General features: G+C 50.7%; 29 protein-coding genes. 27 read left to right on the forward strand and 2 right to left on the reverse strand.

Annotated elements, in window-relative coordinates:
* Positions 1 to 14: 14 nt before the first annotated feature.
* The 12 genes from H1S01_RS03175 (at position 15) to H1S01_RS03230 (ending at position 8,994) form a co-directional block, all read left to right on the forward strand.
* Entirely contained in the window at positions 15 to 251 is a 237-nt protein-coding gene (locus tag H1S01_RS03175) for a hypothetical protein (RefSeq protein WP_188038672.1), read from the forward strand.
* Positions 252 to 267: 16 nt separating this feature from the next.
* The gene (locus H1S01_RS03180) at positions 268 to 840 is read left to right on the forward strand and encodes a hypothetical protein (RefSeq protein ID WP_188038673.1); all 573 of its coding nucleotides are present in this window, start codon (positions 268 to 270) and stop codon (positions 838 to 840) included.
* 100 nt (positions 841 to 940) lie between these two features.
* Positions 941 to 1,228, forward strand: coding sequence for an AbrB/MazE/SpoVT family DNA-binding domain-containing protein (locus H1S01_RS03185; RefSeq protein WP_188038674.1), 288 nt, complete (start codon positions 941 to 943; stop codon positions 1,226 to 1,228).
* Between the two features lie 9 nt (positions 1,229 to 1,237).
* The gene (locus tag H1S01_RS03190) at positions 1,238 to 1,471 is read left to right on the forward strand and encodes a hypothetical protein (RefSeq protein ID WP_188038675.1); all 234 of its coding nucleotides are present in this window, start codon (positions 1,238 to 1,240) and stop codon (positions 1,469 to 1,471) included.
* Between the two features lie 99 nt (positions 1,472 to 1,570).
* Positions 1,571 to 1,912 (forward strand): hypothetical protein, encoded by a 342-nt coding sequence (locus H1S01_RS03195; protein ID WP_188038676.1) that lies wholly within the window; start codon positions 1,571 to 1,573, stop codon positions 1,910 to 1,912.
* A 78-nt stretch (positions 1,913 to 1,990) separates the two neighbouring features.
* Positions 1,991 to 2,728 (forward strand): hypothetical protein, encoded by a 738-nt coding sequence (locus tag H1S01_RS03200; protein ID WP_188038677.1) that lies wholly within the window; start codon positions 1,991 to 1,993, stop codon positions 2,726 to 2,728.
* Positions 2,729 to 2,829: 101 nt separating this feature from the next.
* Complete coding sequence (locus H1S01_RS03205) at positions 2,830 to 3,408, forward strand: CHC2 zinc finger domain-containing protein (protein ID WP_341479033.1); 579 nt, start codon at positions 2,830 to 2,832, stop codon at positions 3,406 to 3,408.
* Positions 3,405 to 5,549, forward strand: coding sequence for a DUF927 domain-containing protein (locus tag H1S01_RS03210; protein WP_188038678.1), 2,145 nt, complete (start codon positions 3,405 to 3,407; stop codon positions 5,547 to 5,549). The genes H1S01_RS03205 and H1S01_RS03210 overlap by 4 nt, the downstream gene beginning before the upstream one ends.
* 348 nt (positions 5,550 to 5,897) lie before the next feature.
* Positions 5,898 to 6,584, forward strand: a complete 687-nt coding sequence (locus H1S01_RS03215; RefSeq protein ID WP_188038679.1) for a hypothetical protein — start codon at positions 5,898 to 5,900, stop codon at positions 6,582 to 6,584.
* 138 nt (positions 6,585 to 6,722) lie between these two features.
* Positions 6,723 to 7,646 carry a hypothetical protein gene (locus H1S01_RS03220; RefSeq protein WP_188038680.1) on the forward strand — a complete coding sequence of 308 codons (924 nt, stop codon included), beginning with the start codon at positions 6,723 to 6,725 and terminating at the stop codon, positions 7,644 to 7,646.
* Positions 7,643 to 8,632, forward strand: a complete 990-nt coding sequence (locus H1S01_RS03225; RefSeq protein WP_188038681.1) for a DUF7768 domain-containing protein — start codon at positions 7,643 to 7,645, stop codon at positions 8,630 to 8,632. The genes H1S01_RS03220 and H1S01_RS03225 overlap by 4 nt, the downstream gene beginning before the upstream one ends.
* Before the next feature lie 5 nt (positions 8,633 to 8,637).
* On the forward strand, positions 8,638 to 8,994 hold the full coding sequence (locus H1S01_RS03230; RefSeq protein ID WP_188038682.1) for a MazG nucleotide pyrophosphohydrolase domain-containing protein: 357 nt from the start codon (positions 8,638 to 8,640) through the stop codon (positions 8,992 to 8,994).
* A 39-nt stretch (positions 8,995 to 9,033) separates the two neighbouring features.
* Here the strand turns inward: H1S01_RS03230 and H1S01_RS03235 are convergent, their stop codons facing one another.
* Positions 9,034 to 9,483 carry a hypothetical protein gene (locus tag H1S01_RS03235; protein WP_188038683.1) on the reverse strand — a complete coding sequence of 150 codons (450 nt, stop codon included), beginning with the start codon at positions 9,481 to 9,483 and terminating at the stop codon, positions 9,034 to 9,036.
* A 127-nt stretch (positions 9,484 to 9,610) separates the two neighbouring features.
* Between H1S01_RS03235 and H1S01_RS03240 the strand changes: the two genes are divergently transcribed.
* Complete coding sequence (locus tag H1S01_RS03240; RefSeq protein WP_188038684.1) at positions 9,611 to 10,057, forward strand: RusA family crossover junction endodeoxyribonuclease; 447 nt, start codon at positions 9,611 to 9,613, stop codon at positions 10,055 to 10,057.
* A 2-nt stretch (positions 10,058 to 10,059) separates the two neighbouring features.
* Positions 10,060 to 10,302, forward strand: coding sequence for a hypothetical protein (locus tag H1S01_RS03245; RefSeq protein ID WP_188038685.1), 243 nt, complete (start codon positions 10,060 to 10,062; stop codon positions 10,300 to 10,302).
* 166 nt (positions 10,303 to 10,468) lie between these two features.
* On the opposite strand, the gene H1S01_RS03250 is transcribed toward H1S01_RS03245, so the two are convergent.
* Positions 10,469 to 10,624, reverse strand: coding sequence for a hypothetical protein (locus H1S01_RS03250; protein ID WP_188038686.1), 156 nt, complete (start codon positions 10,622 to 10,624; stop codon positions 10,469 to 10,471).
* 61 nt (positions 10,625 to 10,685) lie between these two features.
* On the opposite strand from H1S01_RS03250, the gene H1S01_RS03255 reads away from it, so the two are divergent.
* The 13 genes from H1S01_RS03255 (at position 10,686) to H1S01_RS03315 (ending at position 22,183) form a co-directional block, all read left to right on the forward strand.
* Positions 10,686 to 10,886, forward strand: a complete 201-nt coding sequence (locus H1S01_RS03255) for a hypothetical protein (RefSeq protein ID WP_188038687.1) — start codon at positions 10,686 to 10,688, stop codon at positions 10,884 to 10,886.
* A 4-nt stretch (positions 10,887 to 10,890) separates the two neighbouring features.
* Positions 10,891 to 11,478: a sigma-70 family RNA polymerase sigma factor gene (locus H1S01_RS03260; RefSeq protein WP_188038688.1), complete on the forward strand. Its 588-nt coding sequence runs from the start codon at positions 10,891 to 10,893 to the stop codon at positions 11,476 to 11,478.
* A 247-nt stretch (positions 11,479 to 11,725) separates the two neighbouring features.
* Positions 11,726 to 12,214, forward strand: a complete 489-nt coding sequence (locus H1S01_RS03265) for a hypothetical protein (protein ID WP_188038689.1) — start codon at positions 11,726 to 11,728, stop codon at positions 12,212 to 12,214.
* Between the two features lie 312 nt (positions 12,215 to 12,526).
* On the forward strand, positions 12,527 to 12,718 hold the full coding sequence (locus H1S01_RS03270) for a hypothetical protein (protein ID WP_188038690.1): 192 nt from the start codon (positions 12,527 to 12,529) through the stop codon (positions 12,716 to 12,718).
* Between the two features lie 24 nt (positions 12,719 to 12,742).
* The gene (locus tag H1S01_RS03275; RefSeq protein ID WP_188038691.1) at positions 12,743 to 13,153 is read left to right on the forward strand and encodes a YjcQ family protein; all 411 of its coding nucleotides are present in this window, start codon (positions 12,743 to 12,745) and stop codon (positions 13,151 to 13,153) included.
* 377 nt (positions 13,154 to 13,530) lie between these two features.
* Positions 13,531 to 14,889 carry a site-specific DNA-methyltransferase gene (locus H1S01_RS03280; protein ID WP_188038692.1) on the forward strand — a complete coding sequence of 453 codons (1,359 nt, stop codon included), beginning with the start codon at positions 13,531 to 13,533 and terminating at the stop codon, positions 14,887 to 14,889.
* A 137-nt stretch (positions 14,890 to 15,026) separates the two neighbouring features.
* Complete coding sequence (locus H1S01_RS03285; RefSeq protein WP_188038693.1) at positions 15,027 to 15,275, forward strand: hypothetical protein; 249 nt, start codon at positions 15,027 to 15,029, stop codon at positions 15,273 to 15,275.
* Positions 15,276 to 15,285: 10 nt separating this feature from the next.
* Entirely contained in the window at positions 15,286 to 16,164 is an 879-nt protein-coding gene (gene terS, locus H1S01_RS03290; RefSeq protein WP_188038694.1) for a phage terminase small subunit, read from the forward strand.
* Positions 16,142 to 17,629 carry a hypothetical protein gene (locus H1S01_RS03295; protein WP_207732169.1) on the forward strand — a complete coding sequence of 496 codons (1,488 nt, stop codon included), beginning with the start codon at positions 16,142 to 16,144 and terminating at the stop codon, positions 17,627 to 17,629. Before terS ends, H1S01_RS03295 begins: the two co-directional genes overlap by 23 nt.
* A gap of 21 nt (positions 17,630 to 17,650) precedes the next feature.
* Complete coding sequence (locus H1S01_RS03300) at positions 17,651 to 19,168, forward strand: phage portal protein (RefSeq protein WP_188038695.1); 1,518 nt, start codon at positions 17,651 to 17,653, stop codon at positions 19,166 to 19,168.
* Positions 19,152 to 20,450: a phage minor head protein gene (locus H1S01_RS03305; RefSeq protein WP_188038696.1), complete on the forward strand. Its 1,299-nt coding sequence runs from the start codon at positions 19,152 to 19,154 to the stop codon at positions 20,448 to 20,450. The genes H1S01_RS03300 and H1S01_RS03305 overlap by 17 nt, the downstream gene beginning before the upstream one ends.
* The gene (locus H1S01_RS03310; RefSeq protein ID WP_188038697.1) at positions 20,425 to 20,637 is read left to right on the forward strand and encodes a hypothetical protein; all 213 of its coding nucleotides are present in this window, start codon (positions 20,425 to 20,427) and stop codon (positions 20,635 to 20,637) included. The genes H1S01_RS03305 and H1S01_RS03310 overlap by 26 nt, the downstream gene beginning before the upstream one ends.
* Before the next feature lie 79 nt (positions 20,638 to 20,716).
* Positions 20,717 to 22,183, forward strand: coding sequence for a hypothetical protein (locus H1S01_RS03315; RefSeq protein WP_188038698.1), 1,467 nt, complete (start codon positions 20,717 to 20,719; stop codon positions 22,181 to 22,183).
* Positions 22,184 to 22,203 lie beyond the last annotated feature (20 nt).

Genomic DNA, 22,203 nt, shown 5'->3' on the forward strand with positions numbered 1-22,203 from the left:
TGGAGGAATATCTCATGAGTGAACAACAAATTCCGGCCATCACGGCTCACATTGATGGCAACCAGTTTGAGCGGATTGTGGTCCATGTGGAGGACTGCCCGATTGGTCGGGCCTCGAAGCACAACAATGAACACGCAATTTGTTACTACCGGTCTGCGGTGAGTGGGACCCATGTACCGCGATGCCCGGGTTATGTCGGGGTGAAGCATGACCGGGAGACGGGGAAAGATGTAGTGCTGTGTACCTGCTGATTGGAGGCGACTGGCAGTGACCGAAACTGAAAAAGAAATTCGCGAGAGATGGTTTAGGGACCATCAGGCTACACTGACGGAGCACGGCGATCTGAAAGTGCTTGAATGGAGAAGGCTGGGGACTAGTTCTTACTATGTGCGGTATGTCTTTGACCGAAACATGATGTATGTATCCGGTGATCTAGGAAGTGCGGTGTTTTGGTTCACGGAACATGCTGACGTTCATACTCAGGCAACCTATAGCCTTTCTTACTTTGAAGGCAAGATGGTGGCATTCAGCGACGACAGGCGAGATTTTAACGAAAACAAAGCGGTGAAAAGGCTTCGTGAGTGGCTAAACGACATCAAGCAAGCTGGCAAGGAATACGACCATGACGACATGCAACAGTTGTTTGAAGATGCTAGAAGATGTTCTCACCGTTCCCATTGGGATGCGCTTGCCTGGAATCACAGCATACTTTCCGAATTGGATGATTGTTACCATGAGTGGTTTTTCAGAGCTGGTGATGAGATGCCTTGGAGAATCATTGCTTACCTTATCGGCTTAAAAATGGCTTCTGAGCAATTGAAGGTCAAGCAGGCCGAATAAAAAAACTGCCCACAGCGTGATGGGCAGGGGTATTCAGTCTCTATCATGCGCTGAGTGCGCGAGAAAAATACAAAGAATGGGAAAGGGAGAGATGGTTTCTATGAAATCGACAGGGATTGTGCGTAAGGTGGACGAGCTGGGCCGGGTTGTGATTCCGATTGAGCTGCGCCGGACTATGGGGATTGAGGAAAAGGATCCGCTAGAGATTTACGTCAACGAGCATCAAATCATCCTTCAGAAGTACGAACCGGCTTGTGTGTTCTGCGGGAACGCGAAAAACGTGCAGAATTTTCGCGGAAAAATTGTCTGTGAAGAGTGCGTATCATCGATGGCAGCTAATGCGGTCGAAGCGAAACGGGAGCGCAAGGCGGCTGGAGCCGGAAAGTAGGTGTCGCTGGTGGCAAATGAAGCGTGGGCTTTTGTCTGGACGTTTATCGCGGGAGCCGTTCTAGTCGGTCCTCTGCTCATTGCGGTGATGGAGTATATCCGGCGGAAGGATTATCAGCAGGGGTTTGAAGATGGGATGCTGGCGGCACGGAAACAGTTTGGAGTGGGTTGTCCGGCGCGATTGGATACCGATGAGCTGATAAAAAGCTGCATTGGCTGCCAGGAGGAGTGCAAAGGGGAATAATCCTCGACTATCGCCGCTTTGAAGGGGGTGAGTCCGGTGTAAAATCATCCGGTTTGCCTTATTGCCAACATAACAAACAGGGAAAAGGAGTGTTGTTTCATGGCTAACCCGAGTTGGGATACGCCGCAGGACCAGCCGTTGATGCTGGCCAACGCTTTCCAAGGTGCACTGGAAAAAGACTTTCAACATGAACAAGTCAAGCTGATGGAAGCCCTTGCCGCTGTAGATCCGGAGAAAGTCTCCAAAGGGAAGATTGCCATCACGATCAATGTGGAACGGGTCAAAGGTACGCAGTCTCAGTTTTATCTCAACTACGAATTGAAGACGACCTTCCCGCCGCAAAAACGTGGCCATGTCTGCACGCTGGGTTCCGATGGTGTACTGCAAACGGAAGCGGTACCTGAGCCGGCTCCGATCACTCAATTATCCGTGCTTCGATAAAACATAACAACGCTGCCAGTGGGGCGACCATTGAAAGCATCGTCCCACTGAGCCACTGAGAGGAGAAACGATTTAATTATGGATAACGAAAACGTAAAGGTTCAAATCAACACTGGGGAAGCTGCTGAAATTCGTCTGGTCACGGTCAACGAACCGCCTGCCTATCGCTATAACGGTTTTAATTACAACCTCGAGTCCACGGAAAGTTTCATCAACGCCGTAACCTCGAAGGGTTGCACCGAAGGAACGGTCATCTTCTACCACGAGAACGGATTCAACGCTGTCCTGGATGACCGGGTGAAGGACCGTCAGAAAGATACCTTGGCCTATGGCTTCAAAAAATCGGTGCTGTTCAAAGAGTGGGAAGACGTTTTCCAACGCCATCAGCGTCAGGGCTTCAACCAGAAAGAGTTTGTGGATTTCTTGAAACGCCGCCCTGCCGATCAAGTAGCCGGTGTCGAAGCGCTGATTGCCAACGCAAGTAAAATGCAGTTTGCCAAAGAAGTTAAAGGCGGTCATGACATCAATGAATCCGGAAAAACCATTCGCTTTGAATATCACGTTAACGATGTGGTGGTAACGGCCAAGCTTCCTACGGTCATTGAAGCATTCATTCCCGTGTTCAACGAATCGCCCTTCGTCGCCAAGATGGAAATCGAACTGGCCATCGAGTGGCCCGATGGTGGTACTCCGGAAATTGTACTGAGCTGCCCGAAACTGCCCCGGTACCTGGAAGAGGCTCGTGCTGCAGAAGTGGCGCGACTCAAGGAAGGTCTCAACGACTTCTTAATCCTTGCCGGCCAACCGACGAAGTAAGTTTATCTGCCCAAACAGTCAAGGCGTCCCGGTCATTTGATCGGGGCGCCATTCCACCCTAGCCGCCAGGTAGGCAAAGGAGCGGATGCACTATAAATATTATCGAACAGATAAAGTACAAATTTACCATTCGTGACGCTATTGACAGAATCGGACTACATACGCAGACGCAACGGGGCCGCCTGGTGGCGAACTGCCCTTTTCATGCTGGGGATAACACGCCTTCCCTCATCATCTACGAAGAACAGCATCGCTTTTTCTGCTTCGGCTGCCATGCCAGCGGGGATCAGGTCGACATGATGGCTCGGTTTTGGGGATGCGATACCCGGCAGGCGGTGAAAGAGCTGGCTCGGGAACTGGGTGTTAGTCAGGGCAAGCGCGATCCGGAAGCCGAGCGGCAGGCACGGGAAAAGCTCGAGGAGAACCGGCGAAGGTTGGAGCAGCGGGAGCGACTGGAGGCGACGTTTACTCATGAGTTTTTGCTGCTAGCAGCCGTCGAGAGGGCGTGCTATGGAGCATTTTTCAATTATCAACGTAACCATGATGATCCAGAAGCGATTAGGCAGTTTGAGGCGGCAGTCAACCTGATTGGTGATGTCGTTCCGATGTTAGACCAAATGCACTACGGGCCGGAACGCCTTGCGGCGATGACGGCCGCGCAAAGGTGGTGGGGCCGTTGAGCGATGACCTTTGGTCAGAGTACCAAAACATGAACCCAGAAGATCGACCCACGATTGATGACTGTGACAGTCCTCGCCCTGTGCGCTTGGCGCCAGAGCAAGAGATAGAGCTTTTCCTTGAGTCGCTTCGGAACATCCCGGATGGGGAGAAGGGACCGTTTTTCAAAGATCGAGTGCTGCCTGTCTTTCTCAAGCTGAATGACTTCGACCGGGCCCGGACCGAGAAGCGACTTTCCAAGCTGATGGGGGTCGGGGTGAAAGAGCTTCGCGCTCAGGTCAAGGCGGTAGAGAAGCCGGCAGAGGGAGAAAAGACGGTTCAATCGGTACCAGTTCGACGAACGTCGCTTTTGCCCAAGTGTCCGATTGACTTACATATTCCAGAGGGCTGGGCGTTGTATGAGCATGGCTTATACGCCATCGATGCCCATGGAAACGCGACACAGATTCTTCCGGTGCCGATTGTGCTGACCAAACGATTGAAGCCAGCTTCGCCTTCAGAGGTGGCAAAAATTGAGCTTGCGTGGTTGATGGACGGTCGCTGGAGGCATATCACCCGTCCGATGACCGTGGTGTTTCAGGCGAAGAACATTGTATCTCTGGCGGATTGTGAACTTCCCGTTACCTCTGAGAATGCAAAAAGGCTGGTGCGATTTTTACACCAGCTCATGGCCGACAATCTCAGTGATTTGCCTGTGGTGACCTCTGTATCTAGGTACGGGTGGACCGGTGATGACTTTGTAGAATTCCTGCCCGGGGAGTCTCAAGAGGATGTCTTTATTGACCTCGATGAGCACGAAAAGCTGACGGAGCGGGGGAGTTTGGAACAATGGGTTAAAGCGTTTCTACCCATGTTCAACTGCACGGATATTGCTTGGTTTGTGGGTATGGTGGGCTTTTCCGGTCCATTGTTATCGGTGCTCTCCACAAGGAGCTTTGCGGTACACATTTGGGCCGGATCCGGCTCAGGGAAGACCGCAGCCGGATATGTAATGTCATCGGTGTGGGGGAATCCCGATAAGACAAAGTTAAACTTTAGTATGGGCAAAACTGGAACTGCACTCGAGGCCCGGGCCGCACTGTATCAGCACGTGCCGATCCTGATGAACGAGCGGGAGACGGCGGATAGTAGCGGGAATTGGCGTGGAAGTGAAGATAGTTTTCAGGGGCTTGTCTATCGCTTCGCGGAAGAACAGGGCCGGGGACGTGGTCGTGTAGATGGTTCATCTCGAGAAAATCGCTCTTGGAAGACAGTTCTTGTGACTACCGGTGAGGGGCCGCTTTCTTCAGACCGCACGAAAGGCGGAGCGGTGAATCGGGTGCTCGAGATCAATGCTCAGCCTCTGCCGGACGATTCGCTCGCAAAATCTGTATATGCACTGGCACCTCGGTTTCATGGGACCGCCGGACCTGCTTTTGTTCGTCGGCTCGTTGAGCTCATCGCCGAGAACGGGATTACGGGAGTGCAGGATGCCTATAAAAAGATTTACAACCATGTTGCTTCAGCGAAGGGAGCCAAATCACATACGAAAGCTTCCGTGGAAATGGTCGCGGTGGTCTGTTTTGCCGGAGCACTGGCTGGCATGTGGATTTTCGGCATGGGGGAAGAAGCCGCTTTTAACCGGGCCATCGATGCTGCCGAGTCCATATTTCAAGCGATTCCAACCAAGGCTGACCGCGATGAAGTGACTCGCTGTGCTGACTACCTGTGGGGGTGCGTCTCTCAGTATGCCAACCGGTTTGCCGTAGTCACTAAACAGGGTGATTTGTACGGTGGGCCGGAGGCATCGGTTCCTCATGTGGGTGACAGGGCCGGGTTCATTGAGGATGGCGCTGTGTTTCTTATTCCCAAGGTGTTCAACGAATGGCTCAAAGATGGTGGTTATCATCAGGGCACGGTGCGGGAAATGGCATGCCGAGGTCTTATTGCTTCGGTTCAGGAAAAAGAGGGCGATGGGATGCGAACTCGGTACCAGGTGCTGAAGTCACCGCCATGGCCGACTGCCAGGCGATCGGAGAGTCGGTTTGTCTGTCTTCTGCCGGCGAAGAGTGGGGATGAAGGGGAATCGCCATCAAAGAGCGGGGATTTAGGTCAATCGGTGAGCGAAAATCCGTCAGATAATGATGAGGTTCCGGTTTTTTAGTTTGCTGATCCCAGAATTGATCCCGGTGATCCCGGAGGTCGAAAGTTCTGGGATCATACGAACAGCGTGTATAACAGGTCTTTTTATCTATTGATCCCATGATCCCATTGATCCCAGAAAAATATATATATTTAATGACAAAATTTTTTTCTTCAAGATCGACAGATCACTAAAAAAATAAATTTAAAAATATATAGCTGCATTTTCAAAAATTCCGGGATCATGGGATCAGAGAGCCTTCTAACCCAAGCAGGGTGCGGGTTTCAGCCTGATCCCAGAACGAAAAATTCCGGGATCAGCGTGGGATCAGCGGGATCAGTCGGGGATCAGAAACGGAGGGCTTGCAGTATGGCAATCTTCGGAGATGTAAAGCGGAAAAACACAAAAGGGGAAGCGGACGGCGGATTGTTTTTCGCTGATGGCCCAGCGAAGCCGCCCATCCCGCCACAGCCTCCGATTCAGCCCGAATTCCACAATTCCAACATGAATAACCAAATTACTAATATTCAACCGACAAATCTCACCGGTCCCGACTTCCTCCGCCGACTCATCGTCAAGGGCGAAGTCATCCAAACCGACCTCCACGGCACACCGGTTTACATCTACGCCTACCTCGATAAAGAGCCCGACGAGCGAGGCATCAAGATCGCTCTCCCGGAGTGGCTGGCCTCACAGGATAAGTACAGCAAAATCGATTTCTACACCTTGCCTGATGGCTCCGTCGTCGGCTATCCGCTTCCGGCCGTCCACCACGACCCGAGAGATTGGAGCGACCGGCAGCTCTGGTCACATCTAAGGTTCGAAGCTCTCGTGAAGCACGGCCATGAACTCGCTTATAAGCTTTATGCGATAAGAGCGATGGGAACAAAGATCGGTCAGTGGCCGGTCGACAGTAAGTGGGCGGGGCGAAGGAAACTGGTGCCAACAATCGCGGAGGACTGCTGGAAGTCGGAAGATGAATTCCGCAAAACGATGAGTGAGCAGATCGGCGAGGATAGCGTGAAGAAGATTGGGGCGCTGCTGACGAGGCTGTAAACGTGGTCAACTTTCAGTAAGGATTCATTATCGGAAGTTGAGAATTTCCAAAGTTTAGCCTATTTCAAGCCATCATTGAGCCTAGTGTATGAGTTTTTCAAACTATGGTAAGGTCAAATTAAGAGAGGGGTGAAACCGGTGAAGCGTGGACGATGTATGGGCGTTAGCGAAAAACTCGTCTTTCCGTCACTAGCTGACGGCAACCATGGCGACGAAAGCGAATTGCCCGGCGAAGCAAACAAGGTGACAACGTACTTCGTGGATCCGGCGGAGCTGCACAAGAAATATGGGCCGCCTGGGTACCTGATGAACGGACAGAAGGGCAAAAAAACGAATTCCCTGTGGGGAGGGTATCCGACCAAGGAGAAAGACAAGGAAGAGAAAGGGAGAGACAAAGAAATGGCAAAGGTGAAGGTCCTTACACTGGACGATCTTTTTAAGCACTATGAAAAAGGCATGACGAAATGGGCACTGGCCACGAAGGTGGCGAGAGCAATCGATTCCAATCCGGCTAACGTGAACGCCAAGATGACGTCGATGGGCATCGACAGCGGCATCAATGACCTGAAGGCGAAACACGAAAAGTGGTTAGCCGAAAAAGAAACTGCAAACGGACAAGTCCAGCCCACTCTGGAAACACAAGAAGCCGCGACTCCAGCGGAAGAGGTAGTCGCGGCAGTGAACGAAGGAACCCCGTCTATTTTGCCCCAAGAAGCGTCGATAGATACAGATGGGTGTAAAGATATTGCCTACCATGCCGAAGATGCTTGTACCAACGAAATTTCTTGCGACGTTGCCGAAAATAAGGAAGACTCCACGGTTGAAATGACTGACCTGTCAGTCAATCACAGCGACACGGACGATCAAGTTTCGATTATTCCCTATTCATGGCCCGTCACCATCCGTCGCAACCACGACAAAGCAGTTGAATTCAATAACTACCAAGAAGCTATCGCCTTCATGCAGGATGAATTCTCTCGCAAAGCGGTCCGGGAAGGAAAAATCACAATGACCATCACCGTACCAGTGGAAGTGCTGATCAGCGAGATGGATAACCGATGAGTACTACCACTCTCGACAACCGCCCGGGCCTTACTGTCACAGAGGCCCGGGAAATCGATCGGTACTGCATCGAGAAGATCGAACAATCAAGAAGCTCCATCGACCAAATGGGCGACATCACCCAGGGCAAGCGGCCTAAATACCTCAACCAAGCATCGATGGCGCAATTCTTCCGCACGACGGCCGCCATGGACGAACTCGCCCGAACCGCCTGCTGGTGGCGACAGTACGACCCAGAGATAGAGCAAATGATGCTCGACGCCATGGAAATGACCATGGTAGGCCTGCAAGAGATGACGGTCCGCATGGATCAAGTCCAACGCGACAAGCTGCTGTATAAAACATCGAAGCATGAAATCCTTTTCGTCGCCGACAGTGAAGCCAGGAGAGATAAGAAGCGCCTGCTGGAAGAAGCCGCCGAAACCATAGTCCCCACGGAAGATTTATTCAACATCTCAGTTCAAGCCATCGAGGCTTGCCGGTCCTGCATGCAAAGGGGCGAAGCGGTCGAGAAGTGTGAGTCCCGAATATCCATGCTTCGCTGCATGGTCCCCATACCCCCAGGAATGGAAAACCCGCCCGATGGTCGCTGTCCCTATCAAGCGGCGCTCGGGATTAAGCGGCGAAGGGTAGGTATCAGTCACCCACTGAAGGGCGACATCCCCGGGAATATGGCCAAGATTGACGCCATCTGCCGATGGGTTTACGAGCAACATCCGGACGTGGTCCCCGTGTCGTTTGTGCATATGTTCAGCTTTTTGGATGACACTCAGCCAGAGCAGCGCAAACGGGCATTACTGTGGTGCATCGATATCCTGCTGGGATTGGATGAACTGTGGGTGTTCGGCGATTGGGAGAAATCCGAAGGCTGCTGTGTTGAGGTCGAGGCGGCCAAGCGGGTGAACATGCCGATCATCGTGTGGGATCCGAAGTTTGATGAACTTAAGGTATCGGAGTCGGAACCTAGCACCGAGAAAGGAGCATAGCCATTTTGATAAACGGAGGAATAGACAACTTAGGCTTGTTTCAGTTTGAGGCAAAGGAACTGGCTGCCCAAATCTTCCTCAACGATAAGCCGGGAAAAATCCTTGGCGATCAGCTAACGGCACGGCTCTGCGAAGAAGTCGGTGAACTGGCCAGAGCGGTTCGACGATTCGGTTGTCACCGCATAGGCCATCCCGATGAGAAACCAGGAACAACCGACGAAGTGATCGACGAAATCGGCGATGTTCTGTTTCTGACGGCAAGAATCGCCGAACTGTGTGACGTGAAGCTCAGCGAAGCAGCCGGCAAGGTGATAATCAAGCTAGAGCAAAGAATGAGAGAAAGACAAAAAGGTTGCACATAAAATAAAAAGGCAGTTCGAAAACTGCCCTGACAGAGTTGCCTATTCAGTTATGGCATCTTCTTCTTCTAAAAGAGTCTCTTCTGTCGGTGCTAAGGGTGACACATCTTCAATTACGAGTTTACGGACAAGGATTTTTTTTACTTTTTCGTCATCTTTGCAGTAATGGGTTGCTGAGGAAAAGACTTGTGAGTTAGAAACCACCCGTTGGATATTCACGATGTAACCAAAATCATACAAAACTTCTTTGATTAACGAACCGATGAGTTGTTTTACGGTGTTATTGCTAAGTGTTAAATAAGGATCGTTAGCAAACTGTTCTTCAAGTTTTTGAACGATCCCCGATAATGCGGGTTTACCGTTTTCACAAGCACTGATCATTTTGTCGATAGATTCCGGTTCTGATAGGAACTCATAAATTTTCTTAACAGTGGGATTGTCTTTGAATTTTTTGTACTTCGGATACCAACCAAAAAAACGATCGAGCGACATGTTGCTTCCTCCAAAAAAATTAGTAGAAAGGAAAACCTTTCTCTATAACGTATGATAGCAGAAAGGATTTCCTGTGTCAATAGCAAGAAAGGAATACCTATGTAACATTATTATAAGGGAGAGGCAGATGGTTATTCATTTCACTGTCTACGGCGAGGCCGTCGCTCAAGGCCGGCCTCGCGCCACAACTCTCGGCGGCCACGTCAAAATGTTCGACCCCGAAAAGTCCGCCAATTACAAAACCTACGTGCGCCTGGTGGCCCAGGAGCATCGACCACAGCACTTGCTGACCTGTCCACTGAAAGTACAGGTTGATATTTACAAAGCCATGCCGAAGTCTCTCCCAGTGTACAAGCGCGAAGCCGCTGAGCGAGGCGAATACTGGCCCACGACGAAGCCGGACGTTGATAACGTGGTTAAGGGAGTCATGGATGCACTAACCCAGGTGATTTGGCTCGATGACACTCAGGTTGTTGAGCTGACGGTACGGAAGTTTTACGGGGATCCTAGGGTTGAAATTTGCATCGAGACGCTGCCGGAGCCAGTGGCGCCGGTGAAGAGAAAGAAGGGGTAGTCGTGGACCATCACATGCACTCCGACGAGCTGGATCGCATCGATGACGAGCTCGACAAAATCGACTTCGACCCAGATAAACTGAATCCACTGGAACAACTAGGCATGTACCTGCTGGGCCAAATCAGCATTGGCAAGCTGAGTGAACTCTGGAAGTGTGGTGCTGTCGGCAGCGGTGAGATTATTACCGCTGTCGTGGAAGGCGGCGTGAAGGACTATATGCCGGATACTGGAGGTGAACTGTAATGGCCCACTGCGACGGCTGCGACAGCGAATTCAACTCCGGCACCGAACAACCGTGCAACGGCTGCCATGACGGCAGCAACTATGTGCCGGCGGGTCAGTAGATTATGTCACTTATGTATTTACGAGACCAGCATCTGGGAATGGCCTCGTACAAAAGTAGGAGAATTTAAGCCGACGCATAAACAAAAGAATCTAATTTAGCCTTTAAAGCCTGCCAAACACGACCTACTGTTCTTTTAGCCGCTAACCATAACTCTTCTTTCGCAATATTGCATACAAACTTTGCACCATCAAACAAAAGTCCAAGAATCTTAGCCAGCATTTATTATTCCTCCCCAGATTTATTCACATAGAGTTTTTGTCGATAAGGGAAGGTTTATTCAGTGAGTTTAATTAATCGCCGAGAAAGCGCAATGACCTTCGACAACGTCTTCATTTCTACCAAAGGCATGAAGATCAGCGAAGAGCTGCAGGCCAACATCTTGAAGGCCTGCAGTCTGTTGGTCGATGAACCGGGAACGGCAATCTTGTGGATGGAAGGCAATGCCGTATGCTTGAAGGTGAATCCCAAAAAGGAGGCGTAAGGACTTGAACAATGACCGCTGCCGGAACGAAATCTGCCCCACTTGCCCAGGAACGAATTGGGGCGGAAGTCTATATTGCAAGATAAAAGAATCCGCCGTCTCGTATATTAACGACTGTCCGGAGTGGCAAAAAGATCCGACTCAGCTCCTTGACCCATTGATCGACATCCTCCAGCGTACAGAAGAGGACATCAAGGATCATAACTTCATGGTCGACGAAATGATTCGCCTGCGTGAGTATCTCCAGGGAGCGGGGGAAGGCGTCACTCGTCAGATGAATGCCGACAGCGACATGCCGAAGGCGAAAAATAAGAAGTCGGATCCGGTGTACTATGAAGTCCAGCGCCGACAGCGACAGGAAAAGCGACTGCAGCAACTTGAGGGAAGGTTACATAGCATCAGCGATGCCCTGGCAGTACTCGCCGACGATAAAGAGCGAACCGTCATTGAGTGTATCATGGATGGACTCAAACCCAACGCAATCGCTCAGCACATTGGGGTGTCACGAAGCCGATTTTATGAGATTCGACGATCAGCTATTGCTAAGATGGCTAAGGCGCTCCATGGTCGAGAGCTTCAAGGGGTAAGCTGATACGCGGGTGGACATTCTGGACATTTTTTGCATCTTCCCTATGACAATGATATAATCAGCGTGAGCGACAAGGTGCGTCTGAACACATGCTGCTAGCTAACCATAACGCAATTAAAAAGAAGTCTATCTCGGCTAAATATTGCTCGGAGAGACTTCTTTTTCTTTTCCATTTAGTTGGATTAATGGAAGGGAAACAAGAAATTTCATCGAATTTACCCATATAATTACGAAGGTGGGGTAATAAGAGATGGAACTTAACATGTTGAGAGAATTCAACTTGGTTAGTGAGCAGTTTGAAAGAGGACAGTATAACCTTGGAATCATATCTTCTCTTATTGTAAAGATTAGAAGGTTCAATAAGAGTCTTACGCCAGAACAAGCCCAAATTCTATTGGAAATCCCCAAAAACGTACTCCAAAATGATGTCACTCTAAAAGATGACGAAGGAAAATGGGCAAGAACTAACGCCGGGTACTTTTCCGGAAACATGACTCAGACTAAAGATCCGTTTATACGGGAGATGAAAGCTAAGTTTAGCTCTGGCAATTATGAATTAGCTGATATTGCAAGATTAACGGAGTACACTCAAAAAAACTTTAAAAAACTAGAAGTTGAATTTATACTGCGAAACCCCGAAGTAACCCTTAGAGATGACGTGGAACTAATCCCTGGCAGTAGTTTTCTTCAAAGTGGAAGGGTTTTTGCGGCAGTAATTAATAAAGCACTTAGTATATAGGCTTTTTGAACCCCGTCAGTTATGGCGGGGTTTTCTATTTCCCCGGCCACAGGCCTTTCGCCGGTTCAATTCCGGCAGCCGGGTACCCAGCCATCCACTGCCTCCTTTCTCTCCCATCGCACTGCGCTCTCTAATCAGATGAGCGCAGTCTTTTTCCCGGCTCCGTTGGCACGGCAGGCATGTCGCACAAGCGCCTGGTCGGTTCGATTCCGGCGGCTGGGTCCAAAATGATTTTGTCGTAATTTGACGAGAAAATTTAAATGAAAAACCCCTCTCCAAGGTAGATAATGGATACAGAGGGGAGGGAAGGAAATGCCGGATTTCAAAAACCTAGATGACATGTTTCGTTATATCAAGAACAATCCCGGAAAGGTCTTAGATGGACAAAAAACAATGGGCAAGTGCCAAAAGTGTAACGCCGAAAAACAGGGTGTCATCAAGAATGACAAATGGATTTGCGGAACTTGCGGTTCTTCTCACAACATAACGTGGGACATCAAATAAGGCAGGTAAAGGCAGGTACTTAAGATGAACCTCGATATGACAAAGTTGGATGCAAAACAGAAAGTGCTTCTTGCGATTTATACCGAGTACCAAAAAGATATACCCGACATGACTAACGTTACACCGGAATCCATTGGTATTTCTCGTTCCGCTTTTAACGTTGCAATAAGCAAGCTGTCTAACGAAGGGCTAATTGATAAAGTTATTGCGGTTAGCGGAGATAACGAAGTAGAGTATTTGATGCATAAGGCAATGATGAGTCGGGAAGGAATCAGTTTCGTTGAATCAAAAGCATCAATCGAACCAACGGATAACGGAAACCAAAAAATTAAGAAGCTTATGGAAGAATGCTTAAAATGGGGATGGGAACAGGCAAAGGACATCTGCGCTAAAGCCCTGGCGGAGATGGCTAAAGGAACCATGGGGCCTAGCTAAAATTATTATGCAAAAAAGACGCCACTCTCTGCCAGGAGTCGGGCGTCTTTTTTATATTGCTTGCCGGCAAGGCTCCGGCGCTCACCTGCAAGATGGGGGCGCCGGCCGCCGGGACACTTCATGTTAGGCAGGCCAAATCGGCGCCAACACGAAGTAGAGGAACACCCAGATCGCCAAAGCGAAAAGGGCGTACGGAAGGTTTGTGAACAACATAGGACATTCTCCTTTCTGGTGAAATTGCGAGACGCCACAAAAAGGACGCCTTTCACCATGGAGTTTACAGCCCTGACAAGTAGCAAAAACAATCTGTGACGGCTTTTGTAGTAGAAATACAAAACTTAGCACAGAAATTATTCAATCGGAACGGAGGCATCGCCATGCCGCCTACAATCCATTGCGCCCACACAGACATAGTGCCCATAGAAAAAGTCATCCCCAATCCTCGAAACCCGAACCAGCACCCGGAGAATCAAATCGTTCTGCTGGCGAAAATTATCGAGGCCCAAGGCTGGCGAGTCCCGATTACCGTTTCTAAGAGGAGCGGCTTCATCGTTCGCGGCCACGGCAGGCTAATGGCCGCCAGAAAGCTCAACCTTTCCGAAGTGCCGGTGGACTATCAAGACTACGCCAGCGAAGCCGAGGAATGGGCTGACCTGATCGCCGACAACCGGTTATCGGAGCTCAGCGAAATTGATCACGACATCCTGAAGGAACTGCTGCAGGAAATTGATAACGCTGACTTCGACATGGAGTTAACCGGTTTTGGTAGCGACGAACTCGCGGAGTTGATGGCTGAACTACCAATCGACACCGGGGATGCAGACGACTTTGACCCCGTCGCAGAAGCGGAGCAAATCACGGAACCGACTTCAAAGCCGGGCGATATCTGGCAACTTGGCCGTCACCGGTTGATGTGCGGAGATTCCACCGTACTGACAGACGTGGAAAAGCTGATGGATGGGCAACAGGCCGATATGGTATTCACCGATCCGCCCTACAACGTCAACTACGAATCCGAAAACGGCAAGAAAATTCAAAACGACCACATGGACAGCGACTCCTTTTACCGCTTCCTGCTGGCAGCGTTCACTTGCATGGAAAAAGTGACAAAGCCAGGGGGAGCGGTTTATATTTGCCATGCCGACTCTGAGGGATCCAACTTTCGCGGTGCCATGCGAGAGGCCGGATGGCTTGTAAAGCAGTGCATCATCTGGGTAAAGAATCAGTTCGTGATGGGCCGACAGGACTACCAGTGGAAGCACGAGCCGATTCTCTACGGATGGAAGCCGGGGACAGGACACAAGTGGTATGGCGGCCGCAAACAGTCGACCATCATCGATGAAGCCCCAGGCGTGACGGTTCGCGAGGAAGCGGATGGAATCGTGCTTACCTTCTCCACGGGCATCCACGACCTGACAATTAAGGTGCCGTCCTACGAAGTCCTGCATCAAGGAGACGATTCGCTCACGACTATCTGGCGGTTTGAAAAGCCGACAAAGAACGGTGACCATCCGACGATGAAGCCAGTCGGCATTCCGGCCCGGGCGATTAAGAACTCCTGCAAGCCTGGCGATATCGTGCTTGATTTGTTCGGTGGCGGCGGTTCGACGCTGGTAGCTGCCGAGCAGACCGGGCGAAGCGCCAGAATCATGGAACTCGATCCGGTATATGTCGATGTCCAGATTAAGCGGTGGGAAGAATTCACCGGACAGAAAGCCATATTGCTCAATACATAAAAATGGGGAGGGTGCGCTAACACCCTCCCTTTGCTCATGCCAGGCACCCCCGGCAGGAGATAGCAGATATCCGTGGCCACGGTTCGCAAGCTGCTATCTCGCTTTCCATTTTACATAATGGGCGGGGGTGTCACAAGTTGACGAACAAAAAAGAACTATCCATTTCTCAGGAACAAGAAGAAATCGAAAAAGGCATCAAGGAATCCAGGACCAAGTACCGCAAAGTGATTCAGGCGGGTATTGGGCAGTGGATTAAAGATTTCCAAGCCGGCGACATCAAGATTCAAAGTGTCGATGACCTCCAGAAGCTCATCCGTTTAGATATTGAGCTTCAGCGAAGCGACTTGCGCGATTTACGTTTCAAAAATAAACCAACAGCAAAGTAGGTGGGAGGCGATGTCCAATGATTATCATCTAGACTGGCAAGCCATCCGTCAAGAGTATGAAACCACAGATGCACAACCCACGGATCTTGCGAAAAAGTACGGTGTCTCTGCTGGCACAGTCCGAAGTCGGAAGGCGAGAGAAGGGTGGACGAAGAGTGAGCCAACCGGGGAAAACTCGTCCACCGATGCAACGCAACGCTTACAGGGAGATGAATGCAACGCAACGCCAATCAATGATGATGGCGTTGCGTTGCGGGATGAACCTCTAGCACCCAAGAAGCGGGGAGCGCCGAAAGGGAAGCCTCACGCCAGCAAGAAAGGCAGGAGTGGTCCACCTGGCAATCAGAACGCGAAGGGCAACCGGGGCGGCAAGGGCGGGCCATACGGCAACAAGAAGAATCTCAAATTTGGGTTCTTCTCCAAGATATTGCCGGATGACCCCGAAACCCATGCCATCGTCGAGGCCATCTCGGAAAAGAATCCCATCGACATCCTCTGGGAGAACATCGTCATTCAGTATGTGGCAATAGCCAGGGCTCAGAAGATTATGTTCGTCAAGGATAAGGAAGACATCACCGAGCACCTTCGCAGGGAGAAGGAAAGCGAAAGTGGCTATGAACGGGAGTTCGAGATTCAATTCCCGTGGGATAAGCATGCAGCTTTCCTGACGGCCCAATCTCGAGCGATGTCTACCCTGCAAGGAATGATCGCCAAGTACGAAGAACTCTGCAAATCTGACCTCGCCACCGAAGAACAAAAAGCCCGTATCGCCAAGCTAAAGGCCGAAGTCGCCAAGATCGAAAACCCTGACGAAAACAAGGGGATGAGTTGGGCCGAGTTGATGAAACTGGCGGGTGAAACACCAAATGATGAAGCCGACGCCAACTGATGCCCGCAAGCTCATCTTGAAGGGGCAGAGAGATCCAACCTGGTGGACGAAAAACATCCTGGGCGTAGAGCCATGGTCCAAACAGATTGAGATTATGGAATCGGTCAGGGATAATCCTCGAACTGCAGTCAGAAGCTGCCACGGTATCGGCAAATCTTTCGTTTCCGGTCAAATCATTCTCTGGTTTTTGTACAACCATCCCAATGCTATCGTCCTATCGACAGCACCAACATGGCGGCAGGTCGAAAAACTCGTTTGGAAAGAGGTCCGCGCCTCATATAAAAGGGCGAAGATGCCACTCGGCGGTCGCATCCTCCCCACTTCTCCCACGATTCAGGTCGTGCAAGATGAATGGTATGCTGCTGGCTTATCGACGAATGACCCGAACCGGTTCCAGGGCTTCCATGAAAAATACATTTTGGTCGTGGTGGATGAAGCGGCCGGTGTGCCAGAAGACATCTTCGAAGCGGTGGAAGGCGTACTTACGTCAGAACATGCCCGCCTCTTGCTGTTGGGAAACCCTACTGCGTTGTCCGGCACGTTCTATAAAGCCTTCCGTAATCCAGGATGGAACACCATTGCCATTTCTGCCTTTGACACGCCGAACTTTACCGAGTTTGGCATTACTGAGCAAGACGTCGCGGACGGCACATGGGAAAGCAAAATCACCGGGCCACTGTTCAATCCAAAACTCATCACCCCGGCATGGGTCGCCGACAAGCATGTGCAGTGGGGACCCGACTCGCCTGCCTATCATGCCCGGGTGAAAGGTCAATTCCCGGCAGAGGCCGAGGATACCTTAATTCCGTTGAACTGGATTGAAATGGCCATGTCTAGGTGGCATGAGATGTCCGATGATGCGGTACCCAATGAGCTAGGTGTCGACGTGGCTCGTTACGGCTCAGACAAGACGGTCGTTGCCAACCGGCGGGGATTGAAGGTCATGCCTCTCAATGTGTACGTCAAGCAGGACACCATGGAAACCGTGGGCCGTGTGATTCATGAATTCAGAGAGGTTTTGGCCGAATCGATTAAGGTCGACGTCATCGGTTACGGTGCTGGCGTCGTTGACCGATTAGCTGAGCTAGGATATCCAGTGTTCGGTATCAACGTGGCGGAAGCCTCGCGGGAAAAGCTGGACAGTGATAACACCGACCCGGATAAGTCTAAATTGCGCTTCGTCAATTTAAGGTCTGAGCTCTGGTGGATGATGCGTGACTTGCTGAATCCCGATCCACGGGTAAATCCACATCCGATCGGATTGCCACCAGATGACGAGCTGATGGCTGACCTTTGCGGGATAAAGTATAAGTTTACCTCGAAAGGCCAGATCAAGGTCGAAGAGAAGGAAGAGACGAAGAAGCGCATCGGAAGGTCGCCGGACCGAGCCGATGCCGTTATTTTGTCGTTTGCCCCGGTGTATATGGCGCCCATCGATGCGGTGTACAACGATTCGGCGTTTTAGAAAGCGAGGTGACACCCAAGCATGAAAAACCCTCTTCGCGCCGTCGCCCAGCGAGTCATGGCGCCAGAACTCAACCAAATGAATGAGTCCATCACCAAGCTGACGGAAGCCGTGGCCGCGATGCAGGCCGAGGAGCGGGGATGGACCAATGTTTCAAGCATCAGCAGCCAAGCACCATGGGAACTCACTGGCGATGAACGACGGCGAGTGATTGAAAAGACTCGCGATGCCTACAAGCGAAACCCTATGGCCGGGCAAATCGTTGACATCAAGCGTCACTTCACGATCGGGCAGGGCATCAGTTTTAAAGCCGAGGACCCAGAGGTCCAAGAAATCCTGAAAGCCTTTTGGCAGGATGAATCGAATAAATGGTTCATGAGGCAAGCGCAACTCTCCGACGACATCGAAATCGACGGGGAGTTTTATTTACGCTTTTTTACGGACCAATTCACTGGCAGGGTAAAAGTTAGGTGTATCCCGGCATGGCAAATCACTGATGTTCTCACCGATCCGGATGATGCCGAAACTCCGGTTTGGTACAAGCGAGAGTGGACGGAACAGCGATGGGATCCGCAGTCGAAGCAATACAACCAGTATATTGATCATACCGGACAAAACGCTGAGTACATCCCTGCCGAAGATGTCCTGCATATGAAGATTGGTGTTCCTCTTTATGCGAAGTTCGGTCACTCACCCTTGAACCGAGTCTTAGGTTACCTGACGGCGTATAAAGACTGGCTGGAAGACCGAGCGAAAATTAACAAAGCCAAGGCCGTCTTTGCCTGGAAGAAGAAAATCAAAGGCGCTGCAAGGATGGTTCAAACGGCTGCCGAGGCTGTGGTCAATGGCATAAACAAGGTCGTTAATGCAGTGCTCGATAGGCCTGAGCCTCCCAAAATAGGCGGTGTCATCGTGGAGAATGAAGGCGTCGAGTGGTCCGTCATTAACAGTGACGTAAAGGCTGAGGACGCTTCAGAGGATGGTCGAGCCATAAAGCTGATGATTTGCGCTGGCTCAGGTATCTTTGAGCACTGGTTCGGCGACAGCAAGATTTCCACTCGAGCCGGAGCCGACAGCATGGAAATCCCGATGCTCAAAATGTTTGAATGGCGGCAGAAGCTTTTCGAAGAGACTTTCTTAGCGATCTTTCGAAGGGTGATTCGGGCAGCTGTTGAGGCAGGGACGTTGCCGGAGAAAACGACCGTAAAACGTCAAGCCGGTGGCAAGGAAATTGAACTTGAACTGTCGACCGATCATGTCCACATTGACATTGACTTCCCCCCACTGGTGGATAAGGACATCGAAAAGCTCACAAATGCCTTAGCGAAGCAAATCGAAATCGGCGTCAAGTCGAAGCAGACAGCAGCGCTCTCTCTCGGCGTGGAGGATTGGGAGCAAGAGCAAGCCATGATGCAGGCTGAGTATGAAGCTGATCAGAAGCGCCGACTGGAAGATGAGACGAACAAATATCCGGCGTTTAATCCTCCTGACGGCAATCCAGAAGACGATGAGGACGATCTAGATGGCGACACCGATTGATATCGACGCCATTGAAAAGCTCCACGATGGACTGAACCGGAAGCTTGCTACTTGGGAGAAGAAGAAGCTCAAGGCACTGCTGGCTATCTTCAAGCAGGCTGAGACGGAAATCAAAGCGAAGCTGGCCACGGTCGAGAATTGGGAAAAAACTCGACTGGAAGGCATCCTTCAGGATATTGACCGGATATGCGACACCATGACGGTGAATGCCGAGGCATGGGTTCGCGGTAGGTCAGACGTGCCGATCTCGTCTCCGCTGGCTCCCTTATCCTTGCAGGCCATTAAACTGGGTGCTGACGCTGGAATGGCGGCGCTGGGCATTAAGGCTGGCTTTACGATGGTCCACATGCCTGCCATATCGTACTTGCAGGACTATCAGTTAGACCTGATTCGTAAGGTCTCGTTGGAAGTCAAACAGCAGATTCGGGAGCAATTGCAGCTTGGCTACATACAAGGGGAATCGATTCCCGATATCGCTAAGCGACTGCGGAACACGAAGCTGGATAAGGGCATTTGGCCTTTGGTAGAGAAGCGGGCTGTCGTCGTGGCTCGAACGGAAATTCTGCGGGCTTCTAACCAGGGGGCTAAATTCGTTTATGAATCCTACGGCGTAAAACGAGTTAAATGGCTTACGGCTGCTGATGAACGGGTATGTAAGGTTTGTGGCCCTCTGCACCGGAAGCTATTCCCCATCGACAAGATACCTTTCGGTGGTCCGCCAGCACATCCTCGCTGTCGTTGTTTTATCGTTCCTGATATTGCTACTAGCGAAGAAGAAGGCAAAATTGCAGACGCATTAGCCAACGAAAACACAAAAGCTTTCAAGGCTGATCAACTGCAAAAACTCAAGAAGCAAAAAGAGAAAAAAGAGTCTTCTCTTAATGAAGCTGAACGTGCTCGTAGCGATATCATACAAGGTAAGTACAAATTAAAAATCAATGCGAACAAACAAAACAAGCATCTGGAAGGTACTAAAGAGTATAACGATTACGCTTCAAGCTTGGCGCTAAAGGGAGATAAACCGAGTGTTCTAAACGCACATCTCAATCCGCAAGAGATTGTTCATCGCTTTGCTGGAACAGGAAGAATCATCGTTCAAAGCAAAGGTAGACCGCCGAAAGAAAAGATAAAAGTTAATGACATGATTGTTGGGAAATACTACAATAAAGATAAGGGAGAATTTGTTGATACAAGTTCTATCTTAGTCGTGTATTCTAGAACAGGAATACATATGTACCCTGTAGGGGATGATGAAAATGACCAAGTTAAGTCAACTCGATAGCTTACGAGGCAAACCCGTTATATTGACGTATACCGATGGGGCGAAGCTAGCGTGCAAGCCGATTGAGTATATCCATGACGATGAAATAACGTACATGGTAGAAGTCTTGATAGATGATGTTTACCCAAAAGGACAACTTGTAGAAGTGTCCGAAGAAGAGATAGGAACTATCGCAGAAGTCAAATAAAAACAACAGGAAAAAAGGCCATTCATTGGCCTTTTTTCTTTTGCCTTAATATTAAGAGAAGGAGGTGATAAACCTCAGTATGGATCGCAATCTGAATAAAGCCTTATTTGCCCTACGAAAGCAAGGCCAGCTCATCCCCGACAGCTTAAAAGAAGCTGCCAGCTTCGGTGATATCCGCGACAAAATCATTGCCATGATTGACTCAAAGGATGACCAGGGAAACCGCATGTATCGGTACTGGCTGAGCATCGACAACGTGTACCCAGACTATTGTATCGTCGAAGACGAGCAGGACGGCAAGTGGTATCGTGTTGATTACACGGTGGATGCTGCCGGCAACGTCACCATCGGCCAATGGCAAGAAGTGGAGCGAGTGTGGCAGTTGAAACCCGGTGGGAGCGCTGGTCCGGCACCAGTAACGACCAGTTTGACGGAAGGGGCCACCGAGCAAGGAGATTTTGATGGCCTTACCCGCCTGACCGAAGCTGCCACTCCAATGGGCGGTAACAAATGGCGCATGACGGTCCTTCGCCCTGGGTGGAACATCCGATTGGACGGAAGTCTTGGCGATAAGTATTATACCAAGCAATTCGTCACCAGCTTGGCCCCCTTGCTGGAAGGCGCCAAAGCCTATGCTGATCACCAGACCGACAGGGAAGAGAGAGAGAAGCCGGAACGGTCTACTCGCGATCTTGTCGGTTATTGGTCCGATGCCAAGGTAGAGCCTGACGGAAGAGCCACGGCCACCTTGACTTTACTAGAGTCGGCATCATGGCTCAAGGCGGCCATTGCCGAGGCCGAGAAGCTTAACAATGAGAAGGGCATTGTCCTGGTTGGCCCCTCGATTGACGGCTATGGAACGACCCGAATCGGAGACGCAGAAGGCCGCCGAGGCAAGATCGTAGAATCGGCCATCGGCCTACGAAGCGTCGATATTGTCACAAAGCCCGCTGCGGGCGGGACAGTTGATCAGCTCATAGAGAGCGCGAAGGAGGACATTGACTTGGATCTCAAAAACCTGACCATTGACCAATTGAAAGCAAGCCGCCCCGATCTGTTTGCCCAAATCACCCAAACTAAAGAAGCAGCTGCACCTGCTGGCATTGTTGGTGCCCCCGTAGGAATAGCCGGCATCGATGCAGCCACATTGCAGGCCACCATCTCCAGCGAGGTAACCAGGATTGTGGAAGCTGCCATGGCCCCGGCTAAGCAGGCCGCCGAGCAAATGACCAAGGCCCGTGTTCAAATGGAGGCAGAGCCGGCCATTCGGGCTAAGTTGAAAGAATCTAAGCTACCCGACATCACCCAAGACAAACTGTTCCGCCTGTTGGCCGCTGCAGACTACGCCAAAGACGGCTCCCTCGACAGTGACAAGCTGAAGGAGGCTTGCGACAAGGCCATCAACGAAGAACGGGAATACATCTCCCGACTGACGGCTGCCGGCCAAATCACTGGCATGGGTGGCGGTGGCGATCAGCCCCCAGCGGGGACAGGTTTCTCGCTGGATGGTATGTTCGGCGTAACCGAAAAGCCTGCCAAACAGTAATTAAAACATACCAGGAGGTA

It is taken from the genome of Heliobacterium chlorum (genome assembly GCF_014502795.1).
GTDB lineage: Bacteria > Bacillota > Desulfitobacteriia > Heliobacteriales > Heliobacteriaceae > Heliobacterium > Heliobacterium chlorum.

What these genes read in the sequence shown, in the direction of transcription:
- H1S01_RS03225 (WP_188038681.1), top strand. Translation starts at nt 7,643, where the DNA reads ATGAGTACTACCACTCTCGACAACCGCCCGGGCCTTACTGTCACAGAG.
- H1S01_RS03200 (WP_188038677.1), top strand. Translation starts at nt 1,991, where the DNA reads ATGGATAACGAAAACGTAAAGGTTCAAATCAACACTGGGGAAGCTGCT.
- H1S01_RS03315 (WP_188038698.1), top strand. Translation starts at nt 20,717, where the DNA reads ATGGATCGCAATCTGAATAAAGCCTTATTTGCCCTACGAAAGCAAGGC.
- H1S01_RS03275 (WP_188038691.1), top strand. Translation starts at nt 12,743, where the DNA reads ATGAACCTCGATATGACAAAGTTGGATGCAAAACAGAAAGTGCTTCTT.
- H1S01_RS03185 (WP_188038674.1), top strand. Translation starts at nt 941, where the DNA reads ATGAAATCGACAGGGATTGTGCGTAAGGTGGACGAGCTGGGCCGGGTT.
- H1S01_RS03295 (WP_207732169.1), top strand. Translation starts at nt 16,142, where the DNA reads ATGATGAAGCCGACGCCAACTGATGCCCGCAAGCTCATCTTGAAGGGG.
- H1S01_RS03235 (WP_188038683.1), bottom strand. Translation starts at nt 9,483, where the DNA reads ATGTCGCTCGATCGTTTTTTTGGTTGGTATCCGAAGTACAAAAAATTC.
- H1S01_RS03175 (WP_188038672.1), top strand. Translation starts at nt 15, where the DNA reads ATGAGTGAACAACAAATTCCGGCCATCACGGCTCACATTGATGGCAAC.
- H1S01_RS03305 (WP_188038696.1), top strand. Translation starts at nt 19,152, where the DNA reads ATGGCGACACCGATTGATATCGACGCCATTGAAAAGCTCCACGATGGA.
- H1S01_RS03270 (WP_188038690.1), top strand. Translation starts at nt 12,527, where the DNA reads ATGCCGGATTTCAAAAACCTAGATGACATGTTTCGTTATATCAAGAAC.
- H1S01_RS03240 (WP_188038684.1), top strand. Translation starts at nt 9,611, where the DNA reads ATGGTTATTCATTTCACTGTCTACGGCGAGGCCGTCGCTCAAGGCCGG.
- H1S01_RS03195 (WP_188038676.1), top strand. Translation starts at nt 1,571, where the DNA reads ATGGCTAACCCGAGTTGGGATACGCCGCAGGACCAGCCGTTGATGCTG.
- H1S01_RS03300 (WP_188038695.1), top strand. Translation starts at nt 17,651, where the DNA reads ATGAAAAACCCTCTTCGCGCCGTCGCCCAGCGAGTCATGGCGCCAGAA.
- H1S01_RS03310 (WP_188038697.1), top strand. Translation starts at nt 20,425, where the DNA reads ATGACCAAGTTAAGTCAACTCGATAGCTTACGAGGCAAACCCGTTATA.
- H1S01_RS03280 (WP_188038692.1), top strand. Translation starts at nt 13,531, where the DNA reads ATGCCGCCTACAATCCATTGCGCCCACACAGACATAGTGCCCATAGAA.
- H1S01_RS03265 (WP_188038689.1), top strand. Translation starts at nt 11,726, where the DNA reads ATGGAACTTAACATGTTGAGAGAATTCAACTTGGTTAGTGAGCAGTTT.
- H1S01_RS03215 (WP_188038679.1), top strand. Translation starts at nt 5,898, where the DNA reads ATGGCAATCTTCGGAGATGTAAAGCGGAAAAACACAAAAGGGGAAGCG.
- terS (WP_188038694.1), top strand. Translation starts at nt 15,286, where the DNA reads ATGTCCAATGATTATCATCTAGACTGGCAAGCCATCCGTCAAGAGTAT.
- H1S01_RS03250 (WP_188038686.1), bottom strand. Translation starts at nt 10,624, where the DNA reads ATGCTGGCTAAGATTCTTGGACTTTTGTTTGATGGTGCAAAGTTTGTA.